The organism is Mycobacterium europaeum, from assembly GCF_034555895.2.
GTDB lineage: Bacteria > Actinomycetota > Actinomycetes > Mycobacteriales > Mycobacteriaceae > Mycobacterium > Mycobacterium europaeum.
Genome location: NZ_CP157316.1, coordinates 187,508 through 214,483 on the forward strand (window position 1 = coordinate 187,508; position 26,976 = coordinate 214,483).

A 26,976-nucleotide genomic window follows, 5' to 3' on the forward strand; every position below is an offset into this window, starting at 1 on the left:
ACTAGTTTCAGGAGAACGGCTATCCGCCGCGGAAGTCGATCCGGAAAGTCACGATGACGAGCATTGACGATGCGCTGGGACGGCTCTGGGACGCCGACGACGACGACCGCATGTTGGAGTGCGACGGACGCTGGGCGTCTTGGGGTTCCGTTCGGTCACTCACCGAGCGGATCGACCGGGAACTGACCGCCGCCGGGTGTCAGACCGGCGGCCGAGTCGCCGTCGTGCTATCCAATCGAATGGAGTCTGTCGCGGCGCTCATCGCCATCTTTCGGGGCGGACGGACGTTGGTGACCATCAGCCCGCTCCAGCCGCCGGACCGGCTGAGCGACGACCTCGGGGCGTCCGCCGCTCCCTTCGTCCTTGCGCCTGCCGCGTTGTGGTCCGACGAGGTGTTCAACCGCGTCGTCGCCGATCTCGGGGCGACCGGCTGGAGGCTCGACGACGGCGAACTCGACCTGCAGGTACGGGGCACGACGGAAGCGGTGAGCGGCGATCCAGCGGTAGCCATCGAGATGCTGACTTCGGGCACGACGGGTGCCCCGAAGCGCATCCCGCTGACCCGCGCGCAGCTCGAGGCCTCCCTGGCTTCGGCGTTGCGGCACAACGATCGTCCGGAAGTGAGAACCAAGCCGCCGCTGACCGGAGCGGTCGGCCTGGTGACGTTGCCGATCGTGCACATTGGCGGGCTCTGGTCGTTGTTGCAGTCACTGGTCGCGGCCCGGCCGATCGCGATGCTCGATCGATTCACGGTGCCGGGTTGGCACGCCGTGGTGAAGCAGTATCGGCCCGCGGTGGCAGGGCTGCCCCCGGCGGCCATGCGATCGGTGCTCGACTCCGACATTCCGCGGGAGGACCTGGCGAGCATCCGAGCCATCAATGCGGGTACCAGTCCCGTCGACCCAGCGTTGGTCGATGCGTTCTTCGAGCGCTACGGCATCCCGATCCTCGTCGTCTATGGCGCGACCGAATTCTCCGGCGCCGTGGCCGGATGGACGGTGAAGGACTTCCACTCGCGGTGGGCCGACAAGAAGGGCAGCGTCGGACGCGCCTTTCCCGGTGTGCGGTTGCGGGTCGTCGACGACGATGGCGCCGCGGTCAGCCGGGGGGTCACCGGCAGGCTGCAGGTTGCCACGCTGCAGGCCGGCGGCGCCGGAGACTGGATCACGACCAGTGACCTAGGGCATCTCGATGAAGATGGTTTCCTCTACATCGACGGCCGCGCGGACGACGTGATCGTGCGCGGCGGTTTCAAGGTGTCCCCGGAGACGGTCGTCCGCGCATTGCGTGCGCACCCGGCGGTGGCAGATGCCGCCGTCGCGCCCATGCCGGATCAGCGGTTGGGCCAGATTCCGGTTGCCGCAGTTGAATTGCGCCCAGGCGCCGCCGCCGATGGCGAGGCGCTCCGGGAACACTGTCGGGCCACACTGACGCCCTATGAGGTGCCCGCCCGCATCTTCGTCGTCGACGAGTTGCCTCGTGGAGCGGCACTCAAGGTCGATCGTCGGCGTTTAATCGCACTGCTCGAGGACCTTGGCGTGCCGATCGGTCAACCGGCCGCCGCAGGCTGAAACTCCGGCACTGCCAATCCAATCGGAAGGAGACATTATGGCTGAAACCCTGACAGAGGTGACCCGCCAAGCCGCCGTCGTCGAGCGGCGGGGCAACGTCGCGCTCATCACCATCGACCGGCCAGATGCGCGCAACGCCGTCAACGGCGCGGTCAGCACGGCCGTCGGTGACGCACTCGAAGCGGCGCAGCGCGATCCCGAGGTGCGGGCCGTCGTCCTTACGGGTGCCGGCGAGAAGTCGTTCTGTGCCGGAGCAGACCTCAAGGCCGTCTCTCGCGGCGAGAATCTCTACCACGCGGAGCACCCTGAATGGGGCTTCGCCGGTTACGTGCACCACTTCATCGACAAACCCACCATCGCCGCAGTGAACGGCACCGCGCTCGGCGGCGGCTCAGAGCTCGCCTTGGCCAGCGATCTGGTGATCGCCTGCGAGAGTGCGAGTTTCGGACTTCCTGAGGTGAAACGCGGCCTGATCGCGGGTGCGGGCGGCGTGTTCCGGATCGTCGAGCAGCTGCCACGCAAGGTCGCGTTGGAGTTGGTGTTGACAGGTGAGCCGATGACAGCCTCCGACGCCTTGCGGTGGGGCCTGATTAATGAGGTCGTGCCGGACGGCACCGTCGTGGAAGCCGCCTTGGCGCTCGCCGAGCGGATCACCTGTAACGCGCCACTGTCGGTACAAGCCAGTAAGCGGATCGCCTACGGTGCCGACGACGGGATCATCGGCGCCGAGGAACCCAAGTGGGAACGCACGATTCGCGAATTCACCGAGTTGTTGAAGTCTGAGGACGCCAAGGAAGGTCCGTTGGCCTTCGCAGAGAAGCGTCAACCCGTATGGAAGGCACGCTGAAATGGGTCGAGTGCAGGACAAAGTGGTTCTGGTTACCGGAGGAGCCCGCGGTCAGGGCCGCAGCCACGCCGTCAAACTGGCCGAGGAGGGCGCTGACATCATCCTCTTCGACATCTGTCACGACATCGAGACCAACGAATACCCACTGGCGACATCGCGTGATCTCGAGGAAGCCGGTCTGGAGGTGGAGAAGACCGGCCGCAAGGCCTACACCGCCGAGGTCGACGTGCGAGACCGGGCGGCCGTCGGCCGCGAACTCGCGAACGCGGTCGCCGAATTCGGCAAACTCGACGTGGTAGTTGCCAATGCCGGCATCTGCCCACTGGGCGCTCATCTGCCGGTTCAGGCCTTCGCCGATGCCTTCGACGTCGACTTCGTCGGCGTCATCAACACCGTCCACGCCGCGCTGCCGTACCTGACGTCCGGCGCGTCGATCATCACCACCGGATCGGTCGCCGGCCTCATCGCAGCCGCCCAGCCCCCCGGCGCCGGCGGCCCGCAGGGCCCGGGCGGCGCGGGCTACAGCTACGCCAAGCAGCTGGTGGATTCCTATACCTTGCAGCTCGCCGCACAGCTCGCCCCACAATCCATCCGCGCCAACGTTATTCACCCGACAAACGTGAACACCGACATGCTCAACAGTGCGCCGATGTACCGGCAGTTCCGACCAGACCTCGAGGCGCCGAGCCGCGACGACGCCCTGCTGGCCTTCCCCGCCATGCAGGCGATGCCCACCCCCTACGTCGAAGCCTCGGATATCTCGAACGCGGTCTGCTTTCTGGCCTCGGACGAATCCCGGTATGTCACGGGCCTGCAGTTCAAGGTCGACGCCGGCGCAATGCTGAAGTTCTAGGAGGACCGATGACCACCACAGAAAAGCACAGCGCCGACGCGGCCGCCGAAGAGGGCCGCATCACCGACGAGGACATCGAACGCGCCAAAGGGCAGATCGGAATTCCCGTTCACCAGCGCGACGAAGCGTGGAACAAGCTGCCGTCGGCCGACGCCATCACGCACTTCGCCTTCGGCTGCGGTGACGACAACCCGTTGTTCCACGACCCGACGTACGGGCCGTCGACACGCTGGCACGGACAGATCGCATCGCCGACCTTCCCGATCGCGACGGGCCTGGATCAGACCCCTAAGTTCACCGATCCGGAGCGGAAGAAGCTGTTCCGCGGTCTGTTTCGCGGAACTGGCAAGTACTACTCGGGGGTGAAGTGGACGTGGTACCGCCCGATCTACGCGGGCAGGCCGGTCTTAGCGGAGAACTACACCCTCGACGTCCAGGTGAAGGAAAGTGAATTCTCCGGTGGGCGTTCGGTCAAGGAAACCTTCCGTTACCTCTACGTCGACATCGACGGCAACCCGATCGCGACCCGCGACGAGTCCTACATCAACGCCGAGCGTCACGGCTCGAAGAAGTCCGGGAAGCTTAAGGACATCGCGCGCAAGCACTGGACTCCCGAGGAGTTCGCCCAGGTCGAGGAAGAGTACGAGGCAGAGCAACGGCGAGGCGCTGATCCCCAGTGGTGGGAGGACGTCTCGGTGGGCGACGAACTCCCCGGAATCATCAAGGGCCCGTTGACTGTCGTCGACATCATCTCGATGCACATGGGGTGGGGCTGGGGCGGCTATGGCGTGGGGCCGCTGAAATTCGCCCACCAATTACGCAAGCGGATGCCCGCTTTCTACCAGCCGGATGAGTATGGCGTCCCCGACGTCGTGCAACGACTGCACTGGGATGCCGAACGCGCTCAGGCACTTGGTATTCCGGCGCCGTACGACTATGGTCAGATGCGCGCGGCGTGGGTAAGCCACCTGCTGACCAACTGGACCGGTGACGACGGCTGGCTGGCTGAGATGGATCTGCAACTACGCGGCTTCAACTACCACGGAGACGTGCACCGCTGCACTGGCACGGTCACCTCAAAGGGCGAGGGGGCTGAAGACCCAGTGTCGCTGGACGTCTTCGCCACCAGCCAGCGGGGCGAAACCACCACGCGAGGCACCGCCAAGGTGTTGCTGCCGTCGAAGGCGACCGGTGCTGTTGTGCTGCCGATCCCGGATGCCGATCTGCGAAGGCGGGGAGCACAGGTCGTTTCGCGAGTTTCTGGCAAAGTCGGTGAAGAAATGCGACGACTGTATGGAGAGTGAGATCACCACATGAAAAGACTCGTTCTGGAGCCGGAGCACGAGGCATTCCGCGAGACGGTCCGGCAGTTCATCGAGCGTGAACTCGTGCCAAACGCCGAGCGTTGGGAAGCCGACCGCATCGTCGACCGCTCGGCGTTCGTCGCCGCTGGCAAATACGGGTTGATCGGGTTCAACATGCCCGAGCAGTACGGCGGCGGGGGAGTCGACGACTTCCGGTTCAACGCGGTCATCGACGAGGAGATCGCCCGATACGGAGGGCCGTCGCCGTCGTTGAGCCTGCAAAACGACGTTGTGGGCCCGTACTTCTCGTCGTTGGCCAACGATGAGCAGAAGGAGCGCTGGCTGCCGGGCATCATCAGCGGCGAACTGATCGTCGCCGTAGCGATGACCGAGCCTGGCGCGGGCAGCGACCTGGCCGGGATCCGCACCTCGGCCGTCCGCGACGGTGACGACTGGATCATCAACGGCGCCAAGACATTCATCTCATCCGGCATCAACTGCGATCTGGTAGTGGTGGTATGCCGCACAGACCCCGAGGCCGGCCACAAGGGCTTCACATTGCTCGTGGTCGAGGCGGGCATGGAGGGCTTCAGCCGCGGCCGCAAGCTCGAAAAGATGGGGTTGCATTACCAGGACACCGCCGAGCTAGCCTTCGAGAACGTTCGGGTGCCATCGGCGAACCTGCTGGGCAAAGAGGGACGCGGCTTCTATCACCTGATGCACAACCTTCCGTCGGAGCGGTTGTCCATCGCCATCTCAGCCATCGCCGGCGCACGCGAGACCTGGCGGCAGACCTTGCAATACGCCAAGGACCGCAAGGCTTTCGGCCAGTCGATCGGCAGCTTCCAGCACAACCGATTCCTGTTGGCCGAGATGGACACCGAGCTCGAGATCGGTGAGCAATACATCGACAGGTGCCTCCAGGCGGTAGTGGACGGGGAACTCACCGCAGTCGAGGCATCGAAGGCAAAATGGTGGTGCACCGAGACCGCCAAGAAGGTGATCGATGGCTGCGTGCAGTTGCACGGCGGCTATGGCTATATGACGGAATACCGCGTCGCGCGCGACTATATGGACAATCGCATCATGACGATCTTCGGTGGCACCACCGAGATCATGAAGGACATCATCGGACGCGACCTCGGCCTATGATCCCGTTGCGATGAACGGCATCTCGGTCGAGCACGACGGCGCGGTGCTGCGGATCCGGCTGGACCGACCGGAGAAGCTCAACGCCGTCGACACCCCCATGCTCGAGGAGTTGTCGGTTCACATTCGCGATGCCGAGGCAGACGAATCAGTCCGCGCGGTGCTGCTCACCGGTGCCGGTCGAGCATTCTGTTCCGGCGGCGACCTGACCGGCGGTGACACTGCGGGCGCCGCTGATGCCGCCAACCGGGTGGTCCGGGCGATCACCTCGCTACCCAAGCCGGTGATCGCCGGTGTCCATGGAGCGGCCGTTGGCTTCGGGTGTGCGCTGGCGCTCGCCTGCGATCTGGTGGTGGCCGCGCCAGCGTCGTACTTTCAGTTGGCCTTTACCCGGGTCGGGCTGATGCCGGACGGGGGTGCGTCCGCGCTGCTGCCATTGCTGATTGGTCGAGCGCGCACCGCTCGCATGGCCATGACCGCGGAAAAGATCTCCGCTGCAACCGCATTCGAATGGGGGATGATCTCGCACATCACTTCCGCGGACGAATACGAGTCGGTGCTGACCGACGTGCTGCGGTCGGTCTCCGGCGGTCCAACGTTGGCGTTCGGCTGGACGAAGCGTGCGCTGGCCGCAGCGACCCTGGCCGAGCTCGAGCCGGTGCAAGCTATCGAAGCCGAGGGGCAGTTGGCGTTGGTCGAGACCGCTGACTTCAGAGAAGGGGCACGCGCCTTCCGCGAACGGCGCACCCCAAATTTTCGTGGCCACTGAGCACAGGAGAGTCGACGTGACAACCCAGACAGTACGAGTAGACAACTTGGACATCGAATACACCGACAGCGGAACGGGTTCGACGATCCTTTTCGTCCACGGCGTCTATGTCACCGGCGCGGTGTGGAACGACGTCGTGGCTGAACTAGGGGAGGGCTGCCGCTGCATCGCGCCGACCTGGCCGCTGGGCGCGCATAGCACCCCCACCGGCGGCGCCGACCTGGGCGCTGAGGCGGCAGCGCGGCGCATCGTCCACTTCATGGAAGCCCTCGATCTGACCGACGTCACCGTGGTGGCCAACGACACCGGTGGTGGACTGGTGCTGGCATCGCTGGGCGATCCAGGTCTGGACACATCCCGCATCGCCCGTCTGGTACTCACCAATTGCGATAGCTACGAACACTTTCCGCCTGGCTCCTTCGCTCAGATCGTCAAGCTGTGCCGTCTCAGCTCCCGGGTGGGTGGAGGAATTGTCCGCCTGTTGGCCACTGAACCAGGGCAGAGCTTCTTCCTGAAGGCGGTGTCCAAGCACCCGCCCTCCCACGAGCGGCAACGGGAGATCTTCGGCGCGTTCGCCACCAGCCGAGCGGCCCGTCGCGACGCGGTCATGGTGACCGCCTCACTGGATCCGGCGCTGACTCTGCGTGCCGCACCTGCGATCAAGGCGTTCGACAGACCCGTCACATTGACATGGGGCACCGAGGATAAACTGTTCCCCCTCGACCATGCTCGCCGGCTACGCGACGCGTTTCCACATGCCGCGTTGATCGAGATCCCGGATTGCTCCGCCTTTGTCATGATCGATGCGCCCGCGAAACTCGCTGAGGCGATCCGCAACGGATGACCGGCTAAGCCCCAATGATCACGGTTCCAGAGCCGGCAGCCTAGATGGTGCGTGCCCAGCATTTCCAGGGCAATGCTTGTGCGCCGCAGGGAGGTATCGATGCACATCAAGTCCACGACTTGATCGAACTGAAGCTCGAGGGTGCCATCACCTGAGCTCCGGTCAGCTCACCACCATTGACGGTGGTGGCGTGAATCCCGGGTTCGACAACGCCGTTGCCATCCCGCTGCCGATCGGCCCGGTTTCGTCAAACAGGGTCGCCACCCCAGTGGCGACCCCCGCATGGCTGTAGTGCGTCACCGACGCCAATCCGATGTAGACACCTTCCGGCAGGCGACTGAGCGTGATCGTGTAGTCGGCGTTGATGAACTGCAATCCCTCAGTACCCCAATTGGTTAGCGAGCTGGTGACGTCTCCGGCCATGACGGCGCGAGTGAAAGGCGATAATGGCTCGTCATCGACGAGAAACTTCGTCTCCCGCATCCACGCGAATTTCTGGCCGTGGTGTCGCCACTCTTTGATGCCGACACCCGGACTCCCCGCGACTGGGTCCCGGCCGAACGAGTGAAACACCATCGGGGCATCGTCATTCAGCACGTCGGGCTCCGCGGGCACTGCGGGCATCGTGACGGGTGACGTCCACACGGTGTCCACGGCATGCTCACTCCGGCGGAGGAACAATGCGCTGGCCCGCGCCACGATCACGTCGTTCTGAGTCATGACCGCGTCGACCAGTCGAAGTCGGCGGCCGTCACGCACAACCGAGGAATGCATCTGCAGTGGTTGCAACGCCACCGGCCTGAGCAGGTCGACGGTCAGCCGGGCGGGTTGAAGGTCGACATCGTCTACTTCTTGCTCGACCGCTCGCCCCAACAACCCACCGATGTAATTGCCGCTGAGCGACGGACCCCATGGCCCTCTCGCCAAAGAAGTAGGCACATAGCATTTTCCGTCGGTGACGAAGAAGCACGTCGGTGCTGGGTCGGATTGATTCGTCGATGATGAGTCTGTCACCTGATCTCTAGCCCCTTAACCGGCATCGCTCGATGAGTATCTCGGCCAATCGCACCGGATGGCTGAACATCACCTCGTGGCAGGCATCGACGGGGATAACGGTATCCACCCCGCCGAGTGCCGCGATGCTGGCGTGCTGTGAGGCCACCGACAGGGCGCGGTCGCGGGTGGTCAATATCCAGGTGCGCGGCACATCGGTGGGTAGTCCGCTGCGGTCGACCGGCTCTCCGGGTATCCGCGCTGACTCCGCTTGCAGTTTGGACATCGTCAGCCGGCGCTGCGCGGGGGTCATGCCGTTGCAGAACGCCCAGCGTGCCGCCGGCGTTGGAATCTTCATGGGTCTGCCGATACGCGCGGCGCGCCGAGCGAAGACCGCCAGCGGTCCGCCGAGTGTGTCCGCGATGGCCGAGCCCTGCGGCGGAACGAATGCCGTTGCCAGAATCATCTCCCGGACTCGGGAGGGACCGAGCTTAGCGACGACGCCGGGGACGGTCACACCCGCCATCGAGTGGCCCACGATCACGATGTCACCGAGACCCGCTTCCTCGATGTCGGCGACGACAGAGTCCACCCAATCGGCGATCGTGACGGTCGCGAGGTCGCCTGGCTTATTGCCGTGTCCGGGCAGATCCACTGCGAGAGTGCGTAATCCGGGTTCCTGGCGGCGCAATTCGGCGATGACGAGATCCCAGCAGTCACCGGCGTGCTCGCCGCCGTGGACGAGCACGAGGTCGGGCAGGGACTTGACGGCGCCGTTCATCGGGAGTTGATCAACTGGGAGCTCAGCATGTCGATGTCGGTCCGGAAGTCTGTGTAGCTCCTGCTGGCCGGCTCGATGGTGATCCACGTGACACCCGCCTCGGCGTAGGCGTCCAGCCGCGGCTGCACCGCGGCGCAGAATCTCTCGCAGTTGCCGCTGGCGAGCAGGTGCGCTTCGAACGGAACGAAGGCGACGTCAGCAGCGCCGCGGCCCGCTTCCGCCCGCTGCTTGTTCACCCTCGCGATCCAGTCACCAAGCGTGTCGATGTCCTCGAGTGGGCGGGCGCGGGTGATCGCGGCCATCTCGCCCGACGCGGCCATCGGCATCCAGCCGTCGGCGACCTCCACGACACGACGTTGCGCGGCCGCGCCGTTGCCACCGATCCAGATCGGCGGACCACCCGTCGTCAGCGGCGGTGGCAGCGCGACATGTCCGCTGACCCCGAACTCCGGCCCGTCATGATCGACGCCCGCCCACGTCGCCTTCCACGCCGCGATCGCCTCGTCGAGCAGTGCGCCGCGCCGGTCGAAATCGGCTCCTAGCGCTTCGAATTCGGCCTTGAGATAGCCGGCTCCCGTGCCTAATGTGAACCGACCACCCGAGAGCAGATCGAAGCTCGCGGCCGCTTTGGCCGTCAGATACGGGTTGCGATAACCCGACACCAGAATGTAGGTCATCAATCGGATGCGGGTGGTGGCGGCCGCCGCGAAGCTCAGCGACACGAACGGATCGAAAGCGTGGTGGCCGCCGCGGGCCAGCCACTCCCGATCCGGATAGGGGTGTTCGGACATGGAAAAGCCATCGAAGCCGGCCTCTTCCACCAGTCGTGCGACGTCCCCGATACCGGCGCCTTCGCACCAGCGGTTCCAGTGCTTGACGGCCCGCATCGGAAACATCAGGTTGTATTGCACTTCGGTCCCTTTCAGCTCCATTGTCGCCGCGGCTATCGCACCAGCGATCGCGCGATGATCTCGCGCTGGACTTCCGTCGCACCTTCGCCCAGACGCTTGACGCGCAGGTCGCGAAACCATCGCTCCAGCGGCAGTTCGGTAGAGATTCCCAGTGCGCCGTGAATCTGGATGCACCGATCCAGAACTCGGTATGCTGCTTCGGTTCCGAACATCTTGGCCACCGACGCATCCACCCGGACGTCGCGTCCGAGGTCGGCGTTCGATGCGGCCTGGTACATCAGCAGCCGTGCGGCCCGCAGGTCTACCTCACTGTCCACCAGCATCCACTGGATGCCCTGCTTGTCAGCCAGCCTGCCGCCGAACACGTCTCGGTCCCTGGCCCATCGGCAGGCCATGTCCAGCGCGCTCTGCGCAATGCCGATCGGCCCGGCGGCGTACACGATGCGGCCGTGCACCAGGAACTCCCCGGCTAACGAAAAGCCCTGTCCCTCTTCGCCGATCAGCTGTTCGGTCGGGAGCCGAACGTTATCGAAGTGCAGTTCGTAAGGGGCGAAGGACGCCATCACGGGGATCCGGCTGAACGTGACTCCTGGGGTGCCCTTTTCGAGAATGAAAGCCGAGATACCATGGCGCCCCTCACCGGTGCGGGCATACACCACCCCCCAATCGGCGTCGGGAGCATGTGAAATCCACATCTTCGAGCCGTTGAGCAGGTAGCTGCTGCCGTCACGCGTCGCCTTGAGCTTGATCGCCCGCGCCGGATCCGACCCACCGGAAGCCTCGGTGATCGCGGTGTACGCCTTGGACATGATCCCATCGATGACAGGTCGGGCGTACTTTTCGAACTGTTCGGGTGTCGCCTTGAACATAATGTTGGGGGGGTTGCCGCCGAAGGCTCCGAGGGCCGGAAAGAAGGCCCCCATCCGGCATTTCGCTGCCTCCTCGGCGACCACCACTTGGCCGAGGACACTGAGCCCGGCGCCGCCGTACTCCTCGGGCGTCTGCAGTGACCACAGTCCGGCCTCCCTGGCTTTTGCCTGCAGCGCGACGAGCTGTTCGCGGGGTAGCCCGACTGTGTCGTGGTCCAGCTTCTCCTCGACGGGATGCACATGCGCATCCATGAACCGCCGCACCGTATCGCGCAGCATCACCAATTCTTCCGGCAGCTGCCATGCGCCAGAAGGCCCTTCGGACATCAGACCCGTGCCGCAGCAGCAGCCCGCAGGTCGCGTGCACTCTGCAGCTGCGGCTCGTGGTTGGCCTCGTACTGCTCGATCCACTCCTGCGGCAACTTGCCCCATGCCTCACCGATCCGCAGCCGCTGTTCGGAGCTGAACACCTCCGCGGCGACGACGTCACCCACAAAGATGGTGTTCTCGTCGTTGTCCAGCGACCCCGTGATGCGGCATTCCACGTAGCTGTGTGCGTCAAGCAGGATCGGCGCACCAGTGACGCCCGGCTTGCTCCGCAGCTTGGAGATCTTGTCACCGTCCCGGCCCGAGCTGCCGCCGAGGGTCATCAGGATCTCCATCGACTTCTCGATCTCGTGCGGGCCGGCTGACAGCATGTGCATCACGAAAATGCCGGAGTTCAACAGCATGTCGTGCGTCCTATTGTATTTGGTCAGGCTGACGGTCGCGCGTGGCAGCTCCGGCACGATGCTGGCCGAGCCGGCCGACAGCGACATCAGCCCATTAGCGAAACCGCCGTCAATCGTGGTGACCGCCACCGGAAACGGCCGCAGTCCGGCCAGCACCTTGTCGGCGGCCGCGAGATTCAGCGTCATGTCTTTCCCTTTTGTCGATTCAGCCGAGCGTGAACGGGTCGCGAGTCTCTCCGGACAGCTCCACCCAGACCGCTTTGGTCTCGGTGAAGTCCTTCACGGCGTCGATGCCGTTCTCCCGTCCGATGCCGCTGTAGCCGATGCCACCGAACGGAACATGAGGCGCGACGACTCGATAAGCGTTGATCCACACCGTGCCGGCCCGCAGCTTGGCGGCCACCCGGTGCGCGCGGTGGACGTCCTTGGTCCACACCGCCGCGGCCAGTCCGAACTCGGTGCCGTTGGCCGCGGCGACGGCTTCGTCTTCGTCTTCGAAGGTCATCACCGCCAGCACGGGTCCGAAGATCTCCTCAGCGACGGCCCGCATCGACTGGTCGACGCCGGTCAGCACCGTTGGCTTGACGAAGAACCCGCCGAGGTCGCTGGCGGGCTCGCCGCCGTAGGCGACCGTCGCCCCCTGCTCACGTGCAGAAGCGAAGTGCGACAGCACCTTTTCGTACTGCGGCAAGTTGGACACCGGACCCATCTCGGTCGTCGGGTCCTTCGGGTCGCCCAGTTTGATGGTCGCCGCCCGCGCGACGATCTTCTCCACCAACGCGTCCGCGACGCTGCGGTCTACCAGCAGGCGCGAGCCCGCCAGACACGTCTGGCCGGTGGCGGCGAAGACGCCGGCGATCACCCCGTTGGCCGCGGCGTCGAGGTCAGCATCGGCGAACACCACTTGCGCCGACTTGCCGCCGAGTTCGAGTGAGAACCGGGTCATGTTCTCGATCGCGGCCTTGCCGACGTGAATGCCGGTGGCCGTCGACCCGGTGAACGCGACCTTGTCGACGCCCGGGTGCGACGCCAGCGCGGCGCCCGTCTCCGGACCCCAGCCGGTGACGACGTTGATCACGCCCGGCGGAAAACCGGCCTCGGCGAACAGCTTTGCGAACGCCAATGTCGACGTCGGGGTGTGATCGCTTGGCTTGACGACGAACGTGCAACCCGCGGCCAGCCCGGCGGCCAACTTCCAGGTCAACAGCAGTAGCGGTGAGTTCCAGGGCGTGATCGCGCCGACCACGCCGACGGGCTCATGGCGGGTGTAGACGAAGTAGTTGGGCTTGTCCACCGGTATGACGTCGCCCTGCAGCTTGTCTGCCAGCCCGCCATAGTAGAAGTAGTAATCCGGCAGCGACCGCATCTGGCCGACCATTTCGCGAACCAGCTTGCCGCCGTCACGCACCTCGAGTTCGGCGAGCTGGTCGGCTTCGCGCGCGATGATCTCACCGAGTCGGTGCAGCAGCTTGCCGCGGGCGGTCGCAGTGAGCGCACCCCACGGTCCATTCAGCGCGGCACGGGCGGCGGCGACGGCGCGATCCACATCGGCCGCCGCGGCATCGGGCACGCGCGCCCAGGGCCTGCCAGTGAAGGGGTCAACGCTGTCGTAGGTCAATCCCGACGCAGCGGAGGATGGTTCGCCCCCAATCAGGAGGTCGAACTGGACCAACGTCTCGGTCGCGGTGTCGGTCATCGCCTCCTCCTCATCTTGTTCGGGGTTTCTTCTTGTTGTTCAACGAGTCCGGGGTAGCCCCGGCGTTGCCAAGGTCGGTGAAGAACTTGCCGTGCCGGGCGGCGACACTGGGGGTCAGATCACGGGCCTCCCACATCGCGCGAACGGTGCCCTGCACGCCATTGGGTCTGCGCGCGGCGATTTCGGAGGCCAGTTCGAAGGCGCGGACGCGTAATTGGTCGTCCGGGACCACCTCGGTCACCAGCCCGATTCGCAGCGCGGTCTGCGCCGACATCCGCTCCTCGCTGCCGAGCAGCGCCCAGCGCATCACCTCGCCGTAGGGCACGCCAAGGGCCAGCATGCCCATCGGCTCCAGCGCCGAGACGATGCCCGCGTTGGCATGTGGGTCAAAGAAGGTGGCCGTCTCACTGCAGATCGAAAAGTCGCACTGGTTGACGAAGTACATGGCGCCGCCGGCCACGATGCCGTGCAGTGCCGCGATCACCGGCTTCCACACCTTGTGTGCCTTCGGCCCCAGCAATTCTCCCGGATCCTCTTGATTGAAGATCGGTCGGTGCTTCCACCAGGTGCCCTCGGTCACGTCGATGCCGGTGCAGAAGGCGCGCTCGCCGTTGGCGCACAGCACCGCGGCCCGGATGTCCTCGTCGTCGCGCACTCGGGCCCACACCGCGGCGAGTTCGGCGGCCATCTGTTCGGTGAAGCTGTTCATTTTCTCGGGCCGGTTGAGCGCCACGGTGGCGACGTGGTCGGCGACCTGGAATTCAATAGTGGCAAGGTCGGTCTGCTCGATCATCGTCGCTCCTCGGTCGATCCGGTCGATACCGGCATCTTCCCACCCGACTGGCTGACGTGGTTCACCTGGTTAGCGATCTCGCGTTTGAGGATCTTGCCCGCGGGCCCCAACGGGAACTCACGCCAGAACACGAACCGGCGCGGCTGCTTGTAACCGGCCAATTCCGCGCGGCACAACGCAGCCAGTTCCGCAGTCAGTGCGTCCTGATCGCCGACGTGGGATTTGGCAATCACGGCGGCCACCGGCGTCTCACCCCACTCGGGGTCAGGCACCCCGACCACCGCAACCATGTCGACATCGGAGTGCTGCGCGATCACCCGCTCAATCTCCGCCGGGTAGACATTGAACCCGCCGGAGATGATCAGATCGGTCTTGCGACCGGTGATGTGGAGGTAGCCCTCCTCGTCAAGGTAGCCCAAGTCGCCGGAGCGCAGCCCATCAGAACGGAACGTCTCGGCGGTCTGCTCGGGCCGGTTCCAGTAGCCAATCGCGTTGGCGGGGCTGGTGATGACGATTTCGCCGACATCGCCGGGCGGGGCGTCGTTGCCGTCGACGTCGATGACGCGGATCACGCACATCGGGGTTTCCTGTCCGCATGAGGTCGCGATCGAGGTTTTGCCGGCGACGATGTCGCGGTGATCTTGCGGGGTGAGGATCGTTGCCTGTCCTCCGCATTCGGTGAGGCCGTAGCGCTGTTGCAGCTCGCAGCCGAGCAGGTCCATCGCCTTACGTGCCAGGCCCGGCGGCACTGGGGCCGAACCATAGGAGATGCGCCGTAGGCTCGACATGTCCCGCGGTGGGCCGTCTTCGAGGATCGCCAGCGTCCGGTGCAGCATCGTCGGGATGAAGGTCGTGAACGTGATCGCACTGCGTTCGATCTCGTCGATCACCGCCTGCGGGTCGAATCTCTGATGGATCACCATGGTCTGACCGAGATAGAGCCAAGACACCGTGCGGACCATGCCGCCTGCAGTAAAGAACGGTGTCGTCGCGAGCATGACGTCGGAGCGGTTGGCCTCGGTGACCAGGTTCGTGTCGGCCGCCTGGTAGAGCAGGGCGCGATGAGTGTGCATCACACCTTTGGCGCGACCGGTGGTACCGCTGGTGTACAAGATGAACGCCACGTCGTCCGGCGTGATGTCGCGGCGCTCGGCGCCGGGCTGCGCTTGCGCCAGCGCCGTCTCGTAGTCGGTGACCAACTCGCTCGTGCCGAGCATTGAGTGCGCGCCCACGCCTAATATCAGTGCCAGCTCGGTTAATTCGCCCAGGAACTTGTCCAAGTGGTCGGCGTGGATGATCACCGCTCGTGCGCCGGAGTCGTCGCGGACGTGGGCGACTTCGTCGGGAGCCAGCCTGATGTTCACCGGCACCGTGATCAGCCCGGCTTTGGCCAGGCCGAACGAGATCTCAGGCCATTCGATGCAGTTGCGGGCGATCACCATCACCCGGTCGCCCGGTACCAGCCCCCGTCCGATCAGGAAGGCGGCGAGCCGCCGGGCTCTGTCGTCGACCTGCGACCAGGTAAGCGCCCGGTCGGCATCGACCAGCGCACGCTTGTCGGGGTAGCGGCGGGAGTTGTTGGTCGCGATGTCACCGATGAGCATCAGATGAAGTCCGTTCAAATTAGGAAAGCGAGTGTCTCGACCGGGCCGCTTGCGTCGATCAGGTGCACGATCTTGCGAATCAGCCGGGGGCCGTCCTGTGACAAGCGAATCGTGTGGATAACCCGGCCGGCCCAGAAGCGTTGACGTAGACGGTATTCGAATAGAGCGAAGTTGGATTCCACAGTGACGGAGTCGGCGGCCGTTTCCACCACCTCGCTGTTGGAGACCACGCGCCGCATTACCGACGGCGGTGTCTGGGAGTGCCGGTTACCCGTGTTGAGCTGAGCCACCCGGCTTTTGATCCGTCGCCGGTTGTCGTTGATGTAGGCCAGCGTGGTGCGCGGGTCATCGTCGGGGTGCATCGGGACGCGGTACTCGACCGTGTCGTCGTCATCGGCCCACAGCGCTTCCCACTCCGAGTAGCGGCCCTCGTCGGCCAGCCGCGCTTCCAGATAGAGAAACGACAGGATCTCGGGGGCGGGCAGCGCGCGTAGAGCGGGACGTGCCTGGGCTTCGGAGTTGACGGTCATGCTTCGCTTCTCCCACCGACGACCGAGGCCCAATGTGAGTAGAAACCGCGCTGGGGAGTCTCGGCGCTCTTGTCGCGGTTGATGATTCCAGTCATGTCGTCGACATCGCTTTCTATGCCGCGGGCCAGCATCAGCCACTCCGGCAGCTCTGCGGCGAGCCCGGCCTGGTTGCGCATCCCGATCTCTCCGTCGTCGGCGATCAAGAACCCCGCAGGACCCATCGCCCCCTCGGAACGGCGCAGCGTGCGCTCGTTCAACGCATCCTGGCCGGGTATCAGGACCGCGGTGGTGTAGGCGATGGTGCGGTCGGGCGCCTGCGGTTCGACGAACATCACGTTCATCTCGGCGAGGAAGAGGTTGGGCCATATCAACGTGTGTGGTGGACCCACCACCAGTGCGTCGTGCGCCTGCTCGGGGCCGTACGCACCCTCCAGCGCGCCGACGTAGTCGGCGAGCTTGGCTCGCGGGATCCTGCCGTACCAGACGAATTCCTCGTCGAGTTTCCGGTATTCGTCGCTGTAGTCGATCTCGGAATGGCCGTTACCGAGGTCGCGGACCAGCACGTCGACCTTAGTCGGGACGTGCGACACCTTGGCGGGCTTGATCGCGTCGTACACCGAGGCATGGGTGAACAGCGCGTGGTAACCGTCGACGTTGTTCTCCACCACCATCTTCCAGTTGGCGTGGTGCAAGTGCTTCATCCAGTTGGCCCGCAGGTCGATCTCGCGGGTGGGGGACAGGTTGAGCAGACGGTCGATGGCGCGTGTTGCCTTGCCAAGGTGCTCGGTTAACGAGATACCGTCTGGCGCCAATGATGCGAAGACGAATCCGCCGTAGCTGTCGACCCGAGGCGCCTGGGCAAGGCCCAGCTCGGAACGCACCTTGTTGAACTCCTCGCCGTAACCCTCACGCATCGGAACACCCTGCAGAGCACCGGTGTTGCCGAATGTCCAGCCGTGATACGGGCACCGGAACGAGTTGGCGTTGCCCTTCTCGGCGTTGCACAGCTTGTTGGCACGGTGAGTGCAGCGGTTGAGCATCACGCGAACCACGCCATCCTTACCGCGTGCGACGACGACCGGGTCGTGGCCGATCATTCGGGTCAGGTAGTCACCCGGCTCGCTGACCTCGCTCTCGTGGGCGACGTAGACCCATCCGGTCTTGAAGATAGTGTCCATTTCGCGTCGGAAGATCTCGGTGGACGTATACACGGTCCCGTGCACACGGTCGTGGCGGATGACACTGCCGACGTCGAAGTCGTCGACGGCGGGGGCGGATTCAAGTGTCGTCACTGGTCCTCCAGAATGTCGATGGCCGGGATGGCGACGTCGCCGAGGTGGCGGAAACCAATATGGACTGTTGTGCCGATGGGCGGTGCGGTGTCCGCAGGTTGCACGGTCGTCATCACAATCCGGTGCCCACTCGTCAGCTCGACGTCGACGACGGGGTAGGGCACCAGGCCGTGCACCAGGCCCGCTTCACGCCGGTGCATGAGCGTCGCAGCGTGTACGGTCCCGCGTAAATCAACTGTGCGCCAGTCTTGTTCGGCGTTCCCGCATTGGTCGCAGACTTCTTGATCGAGCTCGAGTGGCAGGGCGCAAGCCGCGCAGAACGGCAATGCGAGCTCATTGCGTGCGGCCGCTCGGTACAGCGGCGCCAGCATGTCGTCATCGGCGGCGGGCGCCAGTGCGCTGTCCAGCAGCCAGTCCTCGACCGCGGTGGCGGTCATGCGGCACGCTCCAGCACCAACGCGGCATGGTGGTCCATTCGGCCGCCGATACCGCCGACCAGCGCCACCGTGGCCCCGGGAACCTGACGTTGCCCGCCGGTGCCGCGCAGCTGAATCATCGCCTCCGCCAAGGGCGTCATGCCCTGCAGGTAGAAACCGGACAGCTGGCCACCGCCGGTATTGGTCGGCAGTGTGCCGCCCGGCCCGGTGTGGCCGTCGCGCACGAACGCACCCGCGGGAATGTCACCGGTGAGCCGGTATTCATCGAGCAGCACCAGGGTCACAATCGAGAACGGGTCGTACAGCTCGGCGACGTGCAGGTCTGATCGGGCCATGCCGGCCTGTTCGAGTGCGTCCTGGACCGCGCGGCCACCGCCGCCGAACCACGACTCGGCTCCGGAGCGACGGCGCCGCACCGGATGGTCGCGCCCGGTGCCGCGAACCCGCAATCGGGCGCCCCCGACCGAGGGCCGCCCGGTGAGCACGACGGCGACCGCCCCGTTCACCGGCCGAGCACAATCGAGCAGTCGAAGTGGTTCGGCAACCATCGGGGAAGAGTCATAGCCGGCGTCGTCGAGCGGCTCGCGGTTGACCGCGTCGGGATTGCCGCACGCCCATGCCCTTGCCGTGGTGGCCACGGAGCGCAGCGCGTCGGTGCGGGTGCCGGTGACGTGCAGCCAGCGCTGGGTAAGCAGCGCATACGTCGGGACTGAGCCAAGCAGCCCCGAGGCCCGCTCCAGTCCGCGCACCCCGACGTTGCCGCCACTGTGTGCGTAGGTCGAGCCCGCGCCGCGGCCGGCCACCAGGGGCGCGTCGGCGAACACGCACAGTATGGTTGCCGCCTCAGCGGTGAGGATCGCGTGGCGCGCGCGCTGGATCATGGCGATGGTCGTGGCGCCCTTGATCTCGACGTGCTCCAACAGGCGCAGATCCGAGAAGCCGGCCGCGGCGGCGAAGCCGACGCCCAGTCGTTCCGGCCGAACCCCCTGCGACGAGCCGACCAGGATCCCGTCGATGTCAGCCCGCTCGAGTCCGGCGTCGGCCAATGCGGCGGCGCTCGCCTTGACGGCCAGTTCGAGCGGCGTCGCGCCGGGACGCAGCGACATCGCGGTCATGCCCAGACCCACCAGGTCGGCGGCGGCGCTCACGGCCGCTCCGTTGAGCGGCGTTCGCCGCGGTAATTGCCCACCCTGATCCACTCCTCGCGGTCTTCGGCGGTGGCCATGGTGAAACTGGCCAACTCCAAGGGGCACAAGAAGACCTGCTCGCCGCCCTCCAGGTCCTCGACGAGCAGGCGGGGGCCGTTGCCGTTGACGTCCAGCGACAACCGCACGGCCGCGAACTCGTTGACCAGGTCGGCGAGGACGCGGCGTCCGGCCGGAGTGTTCACCTGCCCAGTATTACCGCATACAAGTGTCAGAATCAATGGAATGGAGCGGAATGACTCTAGGCGTATTACTTGCAGGCCGAGCGGTGGGAGCCATTCCCTACATGGGAACATAGAGCTTGTGCGACGATGAGGGGCATGCATCGCGACGCCAGCGCCAGATGACATATATGTCAGATACGAAGATTTGAGAAGGTGATGATGAGCCAAGCACCAGCACCGGCCGACGCGGTCGATGTGAGCCGGGTCGACACCGAGAACTACCGCAGCATCTGGATGTACCTCAAGGAGCTCGAGTTCCGGCAGGGGTTCATTGACATCCCGGTCAATGGAGTCCTCGTCCGTACCCGCTATGCCGAGGCCGGCGGTCCGGACAAGCCGCACGCCATCCTGCTGCACGGCACCGGCGGGCACTGGGAGACCTTCGCGCCCAATCTCGCCGCACTGTCGCAGCACTTCCACTGCGTGGCGATCGACATGGTCGGCAACGGGTTCTCCGGAAAGCCGGACTACGACTATGAGATCGCGGTTTACGTCGAACACGTATTGGGGGTGATGGACCACTTCGGCATGGCGTCGGCCAACTTCATCGCCATGTCGCTGGGCGCGTTCGTGGCGTCCGCGGTCTGCGTCGGCCACGCCGACCGGGTGGAGAAAGTGATCCTGATGTCGCCGGCCGGACGGGAAGCCTCGGCGTCGAACATGGCGCGCATCCGCACGGAACGAACCAAGGCGGTCAACGAGCCGACGTGGGAATCGCTGCACGCCGTGTTCGCTCACCTGATCGCCGACGAAGCCAATCGGCTGCCCGATCTCATCGGCCTACGCCAGGCCGTGTATCGGCGCGAGGACACCCGCAACACCATCGACCGGCTGCTGATCCTGCAGGACGAGAAGGTGCGTCACCGCAACCTGATTCCCGACGACAAGTGGCGCGGCATCGAGGCGCCGGTGATGATCGTGGCATCGGGCAAGGACCACGGCGTGTATCAGGACACGGCGCGCACCATCGCCGACCTGATCCCGAATTCGGAGGTGTTCGAGATGCCCTCGGTGCGGCACTGGCCGCATTTCGAGGATCCCGAGGCGTTCAACGCCGCGGCGATCGAGTTCCTTACGAGATGAGCAGACCCGCCGAGGACGAGCTCGCCGACATTGCCCGGCGGCTCTACGAGGCCGAGCAGACCCGCACGCCGATCCGGCAGTTGTCGTTGGACTATCCCGACATGACCATCGAGGACGCCTACGCGGTGCAGCGGGCACTCGTCGCGCTCAAGGTCGCCGACGGGCGAGAAGTCAAGGGTCGCAAGATCGGTCTGACCTCGAAGGTGATGCAGCGGGCGGTGTCGATCGACGAACCGGATTACGGCGCGCTGTTCGACGACATGTTCATCGAGGATGGCGGCCGCATACCGCTGGGCCGTTATATCCGTCCGCGCGTCGAGGTCGAGTTGGCGTTCGTAATGGGCGAGCAGCTATCCGGCCCCGGCGTCACATTGTTCGACGTGCTGCGGGCCACCGAGTTCGTGACTCCCGCACTCGAAGTCCTCGACGCCAGGGTGCAGATGTCGGACCCCGAAACCGGTCATCTGCGCACCATCGTTGACACCATCGCCGACAACGCCGCGGACGCCGGTCTGGTCCTGGGCGGGCGGGTGTTCCGCCCGTTGGACGTCGACTTGCGCTGGGTGGCGGCCCTGCTGCTGCGCAACGGCACCATCGAGGAATCCGGGGTAGCCGCTGCGGTGCTCAACCATCCCGGCAATGGCGTGGCCTGGCTGGCCAATCGGCTTGCTCCACACGGTGTTTGGCTGGAACGCGGCGAGGTCATCCTGTCCGGATCGTTCACCAAGCCGGTGTTCGCCGAACCGGGGGACACCTTTGTCGCCGACTATGGACCGCTGGGCACGGTGTCGGTGACGTTCGATTCGGAGGCATCGTGACAAACCGGTGGACACAGCGCATCGGCGACGGTGACCCGCGCATCGGCATGTGGGTGGCCTCGGGCAGCGGTTACGTCACCGAAATCTGTGCAGGATCCGGGATCGACTGGCTGCTGTTGGATCAGGAGCACGCGCCCAACGATGTGCGCACCACGCTCGAACAGCTGCAGGTGTTGGCCGGCTACCCGGACGTCGACGTGCTGGTGCGTCCGCCCTCGGCTGACCCGGTGTTCATTAAGCAATTGCTCGACATCGGGGCTCAGAACATCATCGTCCCGATGATCGATGGCCCCGGTGAGGCGGTCGCGGCGGTTTCCGCCACGCGTTATCCGCCCAACGGCATCCGCGGGGTCGGCAGCGCGTTGGCCCGAGCGTCCCGTTGGAACCGCATTTCTGACTATCTCGTCACCGCTGACACGGCCGTGTCGTTGACCGTCCAGGTGGAGAGCGTGGCCGGTCTGGCACAGCTCGGGGAGATCGCCGACGTCGACGGAGTGGACGCCGTCTTCATCGGACCGGCCGACCTGGCAGCCTCGATGGGCAAACTTGGGCAGCCGGAGCATCCAGACGTCGTGAGCACCATAGAAACCGCGCTGGCGACCATCGTGGAACACGGCAAGCGCGCCGGAGTTAATGCGTTCAGCGAGCCACTGGCGCGCCGCTACATGGCGGCCGGGGCGAGCTTCGTGCTCGTAGGAGCGGACGTGGCACTGCTGGCCCGTGGCACCGAGCAGCTGGCAGCGAGGTATCGCCGCCAATGAACGACGCATTGTTTCTGACTGTCGTGTCACCTAGAATTCCGGATCATGGATCTCGACTTCACGCCTGACCAGCTCGAGTTCCGTGACCAGGTCCGCACATGGCTCGACGAGAACAAACCGGCTGAACCCCGCCCGCGCGACGACGCGGGGATCCGTGAATACGACCTTGCCTGGCAACGCACTCAGGCCGAGGGCGGCTGGGCCGGCATCGCCTGGCCCACCGAATACGGCGGCAAGGGGCTGACGCTGCTTCAGCAGTTGATCTGGTACGAGGAGTACGCCGCGCGGGGGTTCCCCGGCATCGATGCATGCTTCGTTGGTAACTCGCACGCCGGGCCAACCCTGATCACCAGGGCCACCGACGAACAGAAGTCTTTTCACTTGCCGAAAATCCTTGGTGGTGAAGTGATTTGGTGTCAGGGCTTCTCCGAGCCCGACGCCGGATCGGACCTGGCGGCATTGCGTACCAAGGCGGTGGTGGACGGCGAGGACCTGGTGGTCTCGGGGCAGAAGCTGTGGACCAGCTTCGCCACCGTCGCCGATTACCAGGAGCTGCTGGTGCGCACCGACAACACCGGCAGCAAGCACAAGGGCATCACCTGGGTGATCTGTGACATGAGCACGCCGGGCATCGACGTCCGCCCTATCGAGACCATCGAGGGCGGCTCGGAATTCTGCGAAGTGTTTTACGACGATGTGCGAATCCCGCTGAGCAACGTGGTCGGCGATGTCGGCGAAGGCTGGTCGGTTGCGATGGCCACCCTGTCCTTCGAGCGCGGCACCGCGTTCACCGCCAACCAGGTGCGGCTGGCGAAGATCATCGAGGACCTCATCGACTATGCCCGCGACCATGTCGGGCCGGACGGCCGCAGGCCCGCCATCGCCGACGACGACATCGCGCGACGGCTGGCGCGGGCCCGCGCCTCGGTGGCGTCGCTGCGGGCGCTCACCTACACCAATATCTGCGAGGCCATGAAGACCGAGACGCCCGGCCCGCGGGGTTCGATCGTCAAGCTGATGTATGCCGAATTGGCCAAGGAGATCGGCAGATTGGCGATGGATGTTGTCGGTCCCGCCTCGGTCCGGTATTCATCGCGCTGGGACGTCGACGGCTGGGTCGGTTACTACTACTACAGCTTCTCCCAAGCCATCGGCGGCGGAACGTCGGAGATTCAGCGCAACATCGTCGGCGAACGAGTGTTGGGGCTGCCGCGATGAGAGGAGATGACGGTGGACCTGCTGCCCGGAGCTGAGCAACTCGAAATCATTACGGCAGCAGGAGAATTCCTCGCCGATCGGATGCCAGTGGACCGGATCCGCGCTAATCGTCACGCCGAAGCGCCGATTCCCGAGTCACTGTGGCGAGAATGCGCCGAGCTGGGCCTGCTCACACTCGGGCTCGACGAGGCGTCCGGTGGGTCGGGCCGGCGGTTGGACGACGAGGCTCTGCTGTTCGTTGAGCTCGGCAAGCGGCTCGCGCCGGGGCCGTTCCTGGCATGCACGTTGGGCGCCCGGGTGGCCGCCCGTTGCGGCGACGACGCGCTGGCGCAGCGGATCGGCTCCGGGGCGGCATCGGTGGCCCTCGCGGTATTGCGCGGCGACGGCGACGTGCGCCCGGTCAAAGGCACTTTCGATTTGTTCGACCCGGCGGGTGTCTCGCACGCCCTGCTGGTGGCCCGCAGCGGTGCCGCACTGGTCGGCATCGATTCCTTCGGACCGCTTAAATCCGTGACCGCCGCAGACCCGGGTACCCGAATATCCTCGGCCACGGTCGAATCCGCCGAACCCCTGCACTGGTTGCCCGCCGAGGACGAATGGATCTGGGGACGCGCCACGGTACTCGCGGCGGGCTATCTCACCGGATTGGCCGCGGCCGCCGCAGCGTCGGCGACCGAACACGCCAAGACTCGTGTGCAGTTCGGCAAGCCGATCGGGGTGCACCAGGCGATCAAGCACGCCTGCGTCAATATGGAGATCGCTGCCGAGGCCGCTCAGGCGCAAACGTTCTTCGCTGCGATCGCTGTCGGCAGTGGCCGCGCCGACGCCTTGATGCAGGTGCTGTCGGCCCTCACGGTGGCCGGGTCGGCGGCCGTCGAGAATGCCGCCGCGGGCATCCAGGTGTTCGGCGGGATGGGCTACACATTCGAGAACGACATGCACCTGTATCTGAAGCGCGCGCACGTGTTTCGGCACTTGTTCGGTGAGCCCACCGACGTGCTGGCCGAACTGCTGGCCCAGGACCGCGCCCAGTGAGCGGCGCCGCTGGGGCCGCAGCCATCGCGGGCGTCGCCCTGTCCGACGTCGGCCGGGTCGACGACAAGGGACCCTACGAGCTGATCGCCCAGGCCAGCCGCCGCGCCCTGGCGGATGCCGGTCTGACACCCGATGACGTCGACGGGTTGGCCTCCACCGGCCAGGGCACACTGCCCCCGGTCGATGTCGGCGAGTATCTCGGTCTGCGGCCCCGCTGGATCGACTCCACCGCGGTCGGGGGAGCGTCGTGGGAGGTGATGGCCGCCCACGCGGCTGATGCGATCGCCGCTGGGCACGCCGACGTGGTCCTGCTGACGTACGGCTCGACCGCCCGCTCGGATCTTCGAAAGGGATTGCGGGGGGCCAACATCAACTGGGGCGCACGCGGACCCCTACAGTGGGAAGCGCCCTACGGCCACACCCTGATCTCCAAGTACGCCATGGCTGCGCGGCGGCACATGTTCACTTATGGCACCACGATCGAGCAGCTGGCCGAGGTCGCTGTGTCCGCGCGGTTCAACGCGGCCGACAATCCCGATGCCTACTATCGCGAACCGATCACTATCGACGACGTGCTCGGCGGACCGATGATCGCCGACCCGTTCACCAAGCTGCACTGCTGCATTCGCAGCGACGGCGGGGCCGCGGCAGTGCTCGTCAGTGCGGAACGTGCGAAGGATCTACGTAGTAAGCCAGTTTGGGTGCTGGGTTCAGCGGAAACGACCTCGCACATGCTCACCTCCCAGTGGGACGACCTCACCGTTGGCCCGGCCGCGGTCAGCGGACCGCTGGCCTTCGCCCGCGCCGGGGTCTCGCCGTCCGACGTCGACGTCGCCGAAATCTACGACGCGTTCACCTACATGTTGCTGCTCACCATCGAAGACCTCGGCTTCTGCCCCAAGGGGGAGGGGGGTGCCTTCGTCGAGAAAGGTGCGCTGCGCCTGGGCGGCGCGCTTCCCACCAACACCGACGGTGGCGGGCTGTCGGCGTGCCACCCCGGTCAGCGGGGGTTGTTCCTGCTGGTCGAGGCTGCGCGACAGTTGCGCGGCGAATGCGGCCCGCGCCAAGTGCCCGATGCCAAGATCGCCTGTGTCAGCGGCACCGGCGGCTGGTTCTGCTCCAGCGGCACAATGATTCTCGGCGCCGAGGAGCCGTAGGTGGACCGCGCACCGCTGAGCTCCGACGTCGTGGATACCCGCGCGATGTTGGAGCTGGCGGCCGCCGTTCACGGCGATATCGAGGCCTACGTCGAGCCGGGGGCGCGAATCACGTTCGCGGAGTGGATCGGTCGGGCTCGTAGCGTCGCGACCCAGTTTGCCGACCTCGGCGTCGGCAAGGGCGATGTGGTCGTGCTGTGGCTGCCGTCGGGCATCGACTACGCGACGTGCTACGCCGCGGCGGCCATGATCGGTGCGATCACCACCGGGCTGAACCCGCGACTGGGCCGCAGAGAGATCGAATCGATTCTGCAGCAGGCAGATCCGGCGTTGGTCGTCGCTGACGGACTGCTTGATGCGTTACCCGGCACCGGGCATCGGCTGCTGTCGCGGGATGCGCTGTGCCGTGACACATCGCGCTCGGCGCCGCCTTCGGTGGAGTTGAATCGCCGGGACGTTGTTGCGTTGATCTTCACCAGTGGCACGACGGGGACGCCAAAAGGTGCAGCCTTCGACGCCGACCGGCTGGCCGCGGGCGCGGCAGCGTCAGGCGTGATGAGCGCGCCCTATGACCGGCGGCTCACGTCCACGCCGTTCGCCCACGCCGGCTACATGTTCAAGCTCTGGGATCAGTTGGTCTGGGGCAGCACGCTGGTGGTGCCCCCGACACCGTGGTCGGCCCAGGGCATGTTCGACGTCCTTCGCGACGAGCGAGTCACCGTGGCGGGCGCGGTGCCGACCCAGTGGGCCAAGCTGCTCGACGTCGATGGAGTGACCTCGAAGGCATTGCCGCACTTGCGGATCGGAGTGGTGGCCACAGCGCCGGCGCCACCCGAACTGGTACGCAGGGTCGCCGAGGGCATCGGGGTCCCGCTGGTCGTGCGGTACGCGATGACCGAGTGCCCGACCATCAGCGGCACCGAACCGGACGACGCCCCCGAGGTTCAATTCCGCACCGTGGGACGGCCTGCCGCGGGAATGGACGTGCGGATCGGATCGGACGGCGTACTTGAGGTGAGCGGCCCGTGTGTGATGCGTGGCTACTGGCGCAACTCGGAACTCACCGCAGAGGTGCTGCGCGACGGGTGGCTGCGCACCGGCGACGTCGGCGTGCTCGGCGACGACGGCAATATCACACTTGTCGGGCGCCGCGGTGACATGTACATCCGGGGTGGCTACAACGTGCATCCCGGTGAGGTGGAGCGGACGCTCACCGGGCACCCCGGCGTGAAACATGCCGCCGTGATTGGCCGTTCCGCACCCGTGATCGGAGAAATCGGCGTCGCGTGCGTGGTACCCGCGGACGCCACCGGTCCGCCGACACTGGCTGAACTGCGCGCCCACGTGGCAAGTGAACTGGCCGACTACAAGGCCCCCGACGAGCTGCTCATTGTTGATGAGCTGCCCTTGACGGCGATGCTCAAGCCGGACCGGCTAGCCCTGCGCGAATTGATCACCCAGCGTGACAGAGATATTCAGCGTCGACAATCGACACGATGAG

The 26,976-nt window shown here is 65.6% G+C and carries 27 protein-coding genes; 14 read left to right on the forward strand and 13 right to left on the reverse strand.

Annotated features, from left to right (window positions below):
- Nucleotides 1–53: 53 nt before the first annotated feature.
- The 7 genes from U8D42_RS27940 to U8D42_RS27970 are packed head-to-tail and all read left to right on the forward strand — an operon-like array spanning nt 54 to nt 7,337.
- A complete protein-coding gene (locus tag U8D42_RS27940; protein ID WP_014382032.1) occupies nt 54–1,571 on the forward strand; it encodes a class I adenylate-forming enzyme family protein in 1,518 nt (505 codons plus the stop codon).
- A 37-nt stretch (nt 1,572–1,608) separates the two neighbouring features.
- Nucleotides 1,609–2,418, forward strand: coding sequence for a crotonase/enoyl-CoA hydratase family protein (locus tag U8D42_RS27945; protein WP_014379527.1), 810 nt, complete (start codon nt 1,609–1,611; stop codon nt 2,416–2,418).
- Between the two features lies 1 nt (nt 2,419).
- Complete coding sequence (locus tag U8D42_RS27950) at nt 2,420–3,271, forward strand: mycofactocin-coupled SDR family oxidoreductase (RefSeq protein ID WP_020188806.1); 852 nt, start codon at nt 2,420–2,422, stop codon at nt 3,269–3,271.
- Between the two features lie 8 nt (nt 3,272–3,279).
- A complete protein-coding gene (locus tag U8D42_RS27955; RefSeq protein ID WP_009953803.1) occupies nt 3,280–4,575 on the forward strand; it encodes an FAS1-like dehydratase domain-containing protein in 1,296 nt (431 codons plus the stop codon).
- A 9-nt stretch (nt 4,576–4,584) separates the two neighbouring features.
- A complete protein-coding gene (locus tag U8D42_RS27960) occupies nt 4,585–5,727 on the forward strand; it encodes an acyl-CoA dehydrogenase family protein (protein WP_009953806.1) in 1,143 nt (380 codons plus the stop codon).
- A 10-nt stretch (nt 5,728–5,737) separates the two neighbouring features.
- Nucleotides 5,738–6,493: an enoyl-CoA hydratase gene (locus U8D42_RS27965; protein WP_009953808.1), complete on the forward strand. Its 756-nt coding sequence runs from the start codon at nt 5,738–5,740 to the stop codon at nt 6,491–6,493.
- 46 nt (nt 6,494–6,539) lie between these two features.
- Nucleotides 6,540–7,337: an alpha/beta fold hydrolase gene (locus U8D42_RS27970; RefSeq protein WP_009953810.1), complete on the forward strand. Its 798-nt coding sequence runs from the start codon at nt 6,540–6,542 to the stop codon at nt 7,335–7,337.
- Nucleotides 7,338–7,499: 162 nt separating this feature from the next.
- Here U8D42_RS27970 and U8D42_RS27975 read toward each other — a convergent pair whose 3' ends face one another.
- Genes U8D42_RS27975 through U8D42_RS28035 form a run of 13 tightly spaced genes read right to left on the reverse strand, consistent with a single transcriptional unit; the run spans nt 7,500 to nt 19,364 of the window.
- Entirely contained in the window at nt 7,500–8,351 is an 852-nt protein-coding gene (locus U8D42_RS27975) for a thioesterase family protein (protein WP_029384511.1), read from the reverse strand.
- A 7-nt stretch (nt 8,352–8,358) separates the two neighbouring features.
- Entirely contained in the window at nt 8,359–9,111 is a 753-nt protein-coding gene (locus tag U8D42_RS27980) for an alpha/beta fold hydrolase (protein ID WP_009953812.1), read from the reverse strand.
- Nucleotides 9,108–10,043, reverse strand: a complete 936-nt coding sequence (locus U8D42_RS27985; RefSeq protein WP_009953813.1) for an LLM class F420-dependent oxidoreductase — start codon at nt 10,041–10,043, stop codon at nt 9,108–9,110. Before U8D42_RS27985 ends, U8D42_RS27980 begins: the two co-directional genes overlap by 4 nt.
- An 11-nt stretch (nt 10,044–10,054) precedes the next feature.
- Nucleotides 10,055–11,218: an acyl-CoA dehydrogenase family protein gene (locus U8D42_RS27990; RefSeq protein WP_009953814.1), complete on the reverse strand. Its 1,164-nt coding sequence runs from the start codon at nt 11,216–11,218 to the stop codon at nt 10,055–10,057.
- The gene (locus U8D42_RS27995) at nt 11,218–11,808 is read right to left on the reverse strand and encodes a flavin reductase family protein (RefSeq protein ID WP_009953816.1); all 591 of its coding nucleotides are present in this window, start codon (nt 11,806–11,808) and stop codon (nt 11,218–11,220) included. Before U8D42_RS27995 ends, U8D42_RS27990 begins: the two co-directional genes overlap by 1 nt.
- Before the next feature lie 19 nt (nt 11,809–11,827).
- Nucleotides 11,828–13,318, reverse strand: coding sequence for an aldehyde dehydrogenase (locus U8D42_RS28000; RefSeq protein ID WP_009953817.1), 1,491 nt, complete (start codon nt 13,316–13,318; stop codon nt 11,828–11,830).
- Nucleotides 13,319–13,328: 10 nt separating this feature from the next.
- A complete protein-coding gene (locus tag U8D42_RS28005) occupies nt 13,329–14,111 on the reverse strand; it encodes an enoyl-CoA hydratase/isomerase family protein (RefSeq protein ID WP_009953818.1) in 783 nt (260 codons plus the stop codon).
- Nucleotides 14,108–15,715: a class I adenylate-forming enzyme family protein gene (locus U8D42_RS28010; RefSeq protein WP_014379531.1), complete on the reverse strand. Its 1,608-nt coding sequence runs from the start codon at nt 15,713–15,715 to the stop codon at nt 14,108–14,110. Before U8D42_RS28010 ends, U8D42_RS28005 begins: the two co-directional genes overlap by 4 nt.
- 14 nt (nt 15,716–15,729) lie before the next feature.
- A complete protein-coding gene (locus U8D42_RS28015; RefSeq protein ID WP_009953820.1) occupies nt 15,730–16,245 on the reverse strand; it encodes an aromatic-ring-hydroxylating dioxygenase subunit beta in 516 nt (171 codons plus the stop codon).
- Nucleotides 16,242–17,537, reverse strand: coding sequence for an aromatic ring-hydroxylating oxygenase subunit alpha (locus tag U8D42_RS28020; RefSeq protein ID WP_009953821.1), 1,296 nt, complete (start codon nt 17,535–17,537; stop codon nt 16,242–16,244). Before U8D42_RS28020 ends, U8D42_RS28015 begins: the two co-directional genes overlap by 4 nt.
- Nucleotides 17,534–17,974, reverse strand: coding sequence for a Zn-ribbon domain-containing OB-fold protein (locus tag U8D42_RS28025; protein WP_009953823.1), 441 nt, complete (start codon nt 17,972–17,974; stop codon nt 17,534–17,536). The genes U8D42_RS28020 and U8D42_RS28025 overlap by 4 nt, the downstream gene beginning before the upstream one ends.
- Nucleotides 17,971–19,089 (reverse strand): thiolase family protein, encoded by a 1,119-nt coding sequence (locus tag U8D42_RS28030; RefSeq protein ID WP_036390512.1) that lies wholly within the window; start codon nt 19,087–19,089, stop codon nt 17,971–17,973. Before U8D42_RS28030 ends, U8D42_RS28025 begins: the two co-directional genes overlap by 4 nt.
- Before the next feature lie 29 nt (nt 19,090–19,118).
- Nucleotides 19,119–19,364, reverse strand: coding sequence for a hypothetical protein (locus U8D42_RS28035; protein WP_009953826.1), 246 nt, complete (start codon nt 19,362–19,364; stop codon nt 19,119–19,121).
- 195 nt (nt 19,365–19,559) lie between these two features.
- Here U8D42_RS28035 and U8D42_RS28040 point away from each other — a divergent pair, with 195 nt between their 5' ends.
- The 7 genes from U8D42_RS28040 to U8D42_RS28070 are packed head-to-tail and all read left to right on the forward strand — an operon-like array spanning nt 19,560 to nt 26,975.
- On the forward strand, nt 19,560–20,486 hold the full coding sequence (locus U8D42_RS28040; RefSeq protein WP_009953827.1) for an alpha/beta fold hydrolase: 927 nt from the start codon (nt 19,560–19,562) through the stop codon (nt 20,484–20,486).
- Entirely contained in the window at nt 20,483–21,304 is an 822-nt protein-coding gene (hpaH, locus tag U8D42_RS28045; protein WP_009953829.1) for a 2-oxo-hept-4-ene-1,7-dioate hydratase, read from the forward strand. Before U8D42_RS28040 ends, hpaH begins: the two co-directional genes overlap by 4 nt.
- Nucleotides 21,301–22,065: an aldolase/citrate lyase family protein gene (locus tag U8D42_RS28050; RefSeq protein ID WP_009953831.1), complete on the forward strand. Its 765-nt coding sequence runs from the start codon at nt 21,301–21,303 to the stop codon at nt 22,063–22,065. The genes hpaH and U8D42_RS28050 overlap by 4 nt, the downstream gene beginning before the upstream one ends.
- A gap of 45 nt (nt 22,066–22,110) precedes the next feature.
- Nucleotides 22,111–23,283, forward strand: a complete 1,173-nt coding sequence (locus U8D42_RS28055) for an acyl-CoA dehydrogenase family protein (protein WP_009953832.1) — start codon at nt 22,111–22,113, stop codon at nt 23,281–23,283.
- A gap of 6 nt (nt 23,284–23,289) precedes the next feature.
- Complete coding sequence (locus U8D42_RS28060; RefSeq protein ID WP_014379533.1) at nt 23,290–24,318, forward strand: acyl-CoA dehydrogenase family protein; 1,029 nt, start codon at nt 23,290–23,292, stop codon at nt 24,316–24,318.
- A complete protein-coding gene (locus U8D42_RS28065; RefSeq protein ID WP_009953835.1) occupies nt 24,315–25,475 on the forward strand; it encodes an acetyl-CoA acetyltransferase in 1,161 nt (386 codons plus the stop codon). The genes U8D42_RS28060 and U8D42_RS28065 overlap by 4 nt, the downstream gene beginning before the upstream one ends.
- Nucleotides 25,476–26,975 carry a class I adenylate-forming enzyme family protein gene (locus U8D42_RS28070; protein WP_009953836.1) on the forward strand — a complete coding sequence of 500 codons (1,500 nt, stop codon included), beginning with the start codon at nt 25,476–25,478 and terminating at the stop codon, nt 26,973–26,975. It begins immediately after the preceding gene.
- Nucleotide 26,976: the final 1 nt, after the last annotated feature.

Excerpts from the sequence above, each read along its gene's own strand:
- U8D42_RS27940 (WP_014382032.1), top strand. The coding sequence starts at position 54 with ATGACGAGCATTGACGATGCGCTGGGACGGCTCTGGGACGCCGACGAC.
- U8D42_RS27945 (WP_014379527.1), top strand. The coding sequence starts at position 1,609 with ATGGCTGAAACCCTGACAGAGGTGACCCGCCAAGCCGCCGTCGTCGAG.
- U8D42_RS27950 (WP_020188806.1), top strand. The coding sequence starts at position 2,420 with ATGGGTCGAGTGCAGGACAAAGTGGTTCTGGTTACCGGAGGAGCCCGC.
- U8D42_RS27955 (WP_009953803.1), top strand. The coding sequence starts at position 3,280 with ATGACCACCACAGAAAAGCACAGCGCCGACGCGGCCGCCGAAGAGGGC.
- U8D42_RS27960 (WP_009953806.1), top strand. The coding sequence starts at position 4,585 with ATGAAAAGACTCGTTCTGGAGCCGGAGCACGAGGCATTCCGCGAGACG.
- U8D42_RS27965 (WP_009953808.1), top strand. The coding sequence starts at position 5,738 with ATGAACGGCATCTCGGTCGAGCACGACGGCGCGGTGCTGCGGATCCGG.
- U8D42_RS27980 (WP_009953812.1), bottom strand. The coding sequence starts at position 9,111 with ATGAACGGCGCCGTCAAGTCCCTGCCCGACCTCGTGCTCGTCCACGGC.
- U8D42_RS27985 (WP_009953813.1), bottom strand. The coding sequence starts at position 10,043 with ATGGAGCTGAAAGGGACCGAAGTGCAATACAACCTGATGTTTCCGATG.
- U8D42_RS27990 (WP_009953814.1), bottom strand. The coding sequence starts at position 11,218 with ATGTCCGAAGGGCCTTCTGGCGCATGGCAGCTGCCGGAAGAATTGGTG.
- U8D42_RS27995 (WP_009953816.1), bottom strand. The coding sequence starts at position 11,808 with ATGACGCTGAATCTCGCGGCCGCCGACAAGGTGCTGGCCGGACTGCGG.
- U8D42_RS28000 (WP_009953817.1), bottom strand. The coding sequence starts at position 13,318 with ATGACCGACACCGCGACCGAGACGTTGGTCCAGTTCGACCTCCTGATT.
- U8D42_RS28005 (WP_009953818.1), bottom strand. The coding sequence starts at position 14,111 with ATGATCGAGCAGACCGACCTTGCCACTATTGAATTCCAGGTCGCCGAC.
- U8D42_RS28010 (WP_014379531.1), bottom strand. The coding sequence starts at position 15,715 with ATGCTCATCGGTGACATCGCGACCAACAACTCCCGCCGCTACCCCGAC.
- U8D42_RS28015 (WP_009953820.1), bottom strand. The coding sequence starts at position 16,245 with ATGACCGTCAACTCCGAAGCCCAGGCACGTCCCGCTCTACGCGCGCTG.
- U8D42_RS28025 (WP_009953823.1), bottom strand. The coding sequence starts at position 17,974 with ATGACCGCCACCGCGGTCGAGGACTGGCTGCTGGACAGCGCACTGGCG.
- U8D42_RS28030 (WP_036390512.1), bottom strand. The coding sequence starts at position 19,089 with ATGACCGCGATGTCGCTGCGTCCCGGCGCGACGCCGCTCGAACTGGCC.
- U8D42_RS28040 (WP_009953827.1), top strand. The coding sequence starts at position 19,560 with ATGATGAGCCAAGCACCAGCACCGGCCGACGCGGTCGATGTGAGCCGG.
- hpaH (WP_009953829.1), top strand. The coding sequence starts at position 20,483 with ATGAGCAGACCCGCCGAGGACGAGCTCGCCGACATTGCCCGGCGGCTC.
- U8D42_RS28055 (WP_009953832.1), top strand. The coding sequence starts at position 22,111 with ATGGATCTCGACTTCACGCCTGACCAGCTCGAGTTCCGTGACCAGGTC.
- U8D42_RS28060 (WP_014379533.1), top strand. The coding sequence starts at position 23,290 with ATGACGGTGGACCTGCTGCCCGGAGCTGAGCAACTCGAAATCATTACG.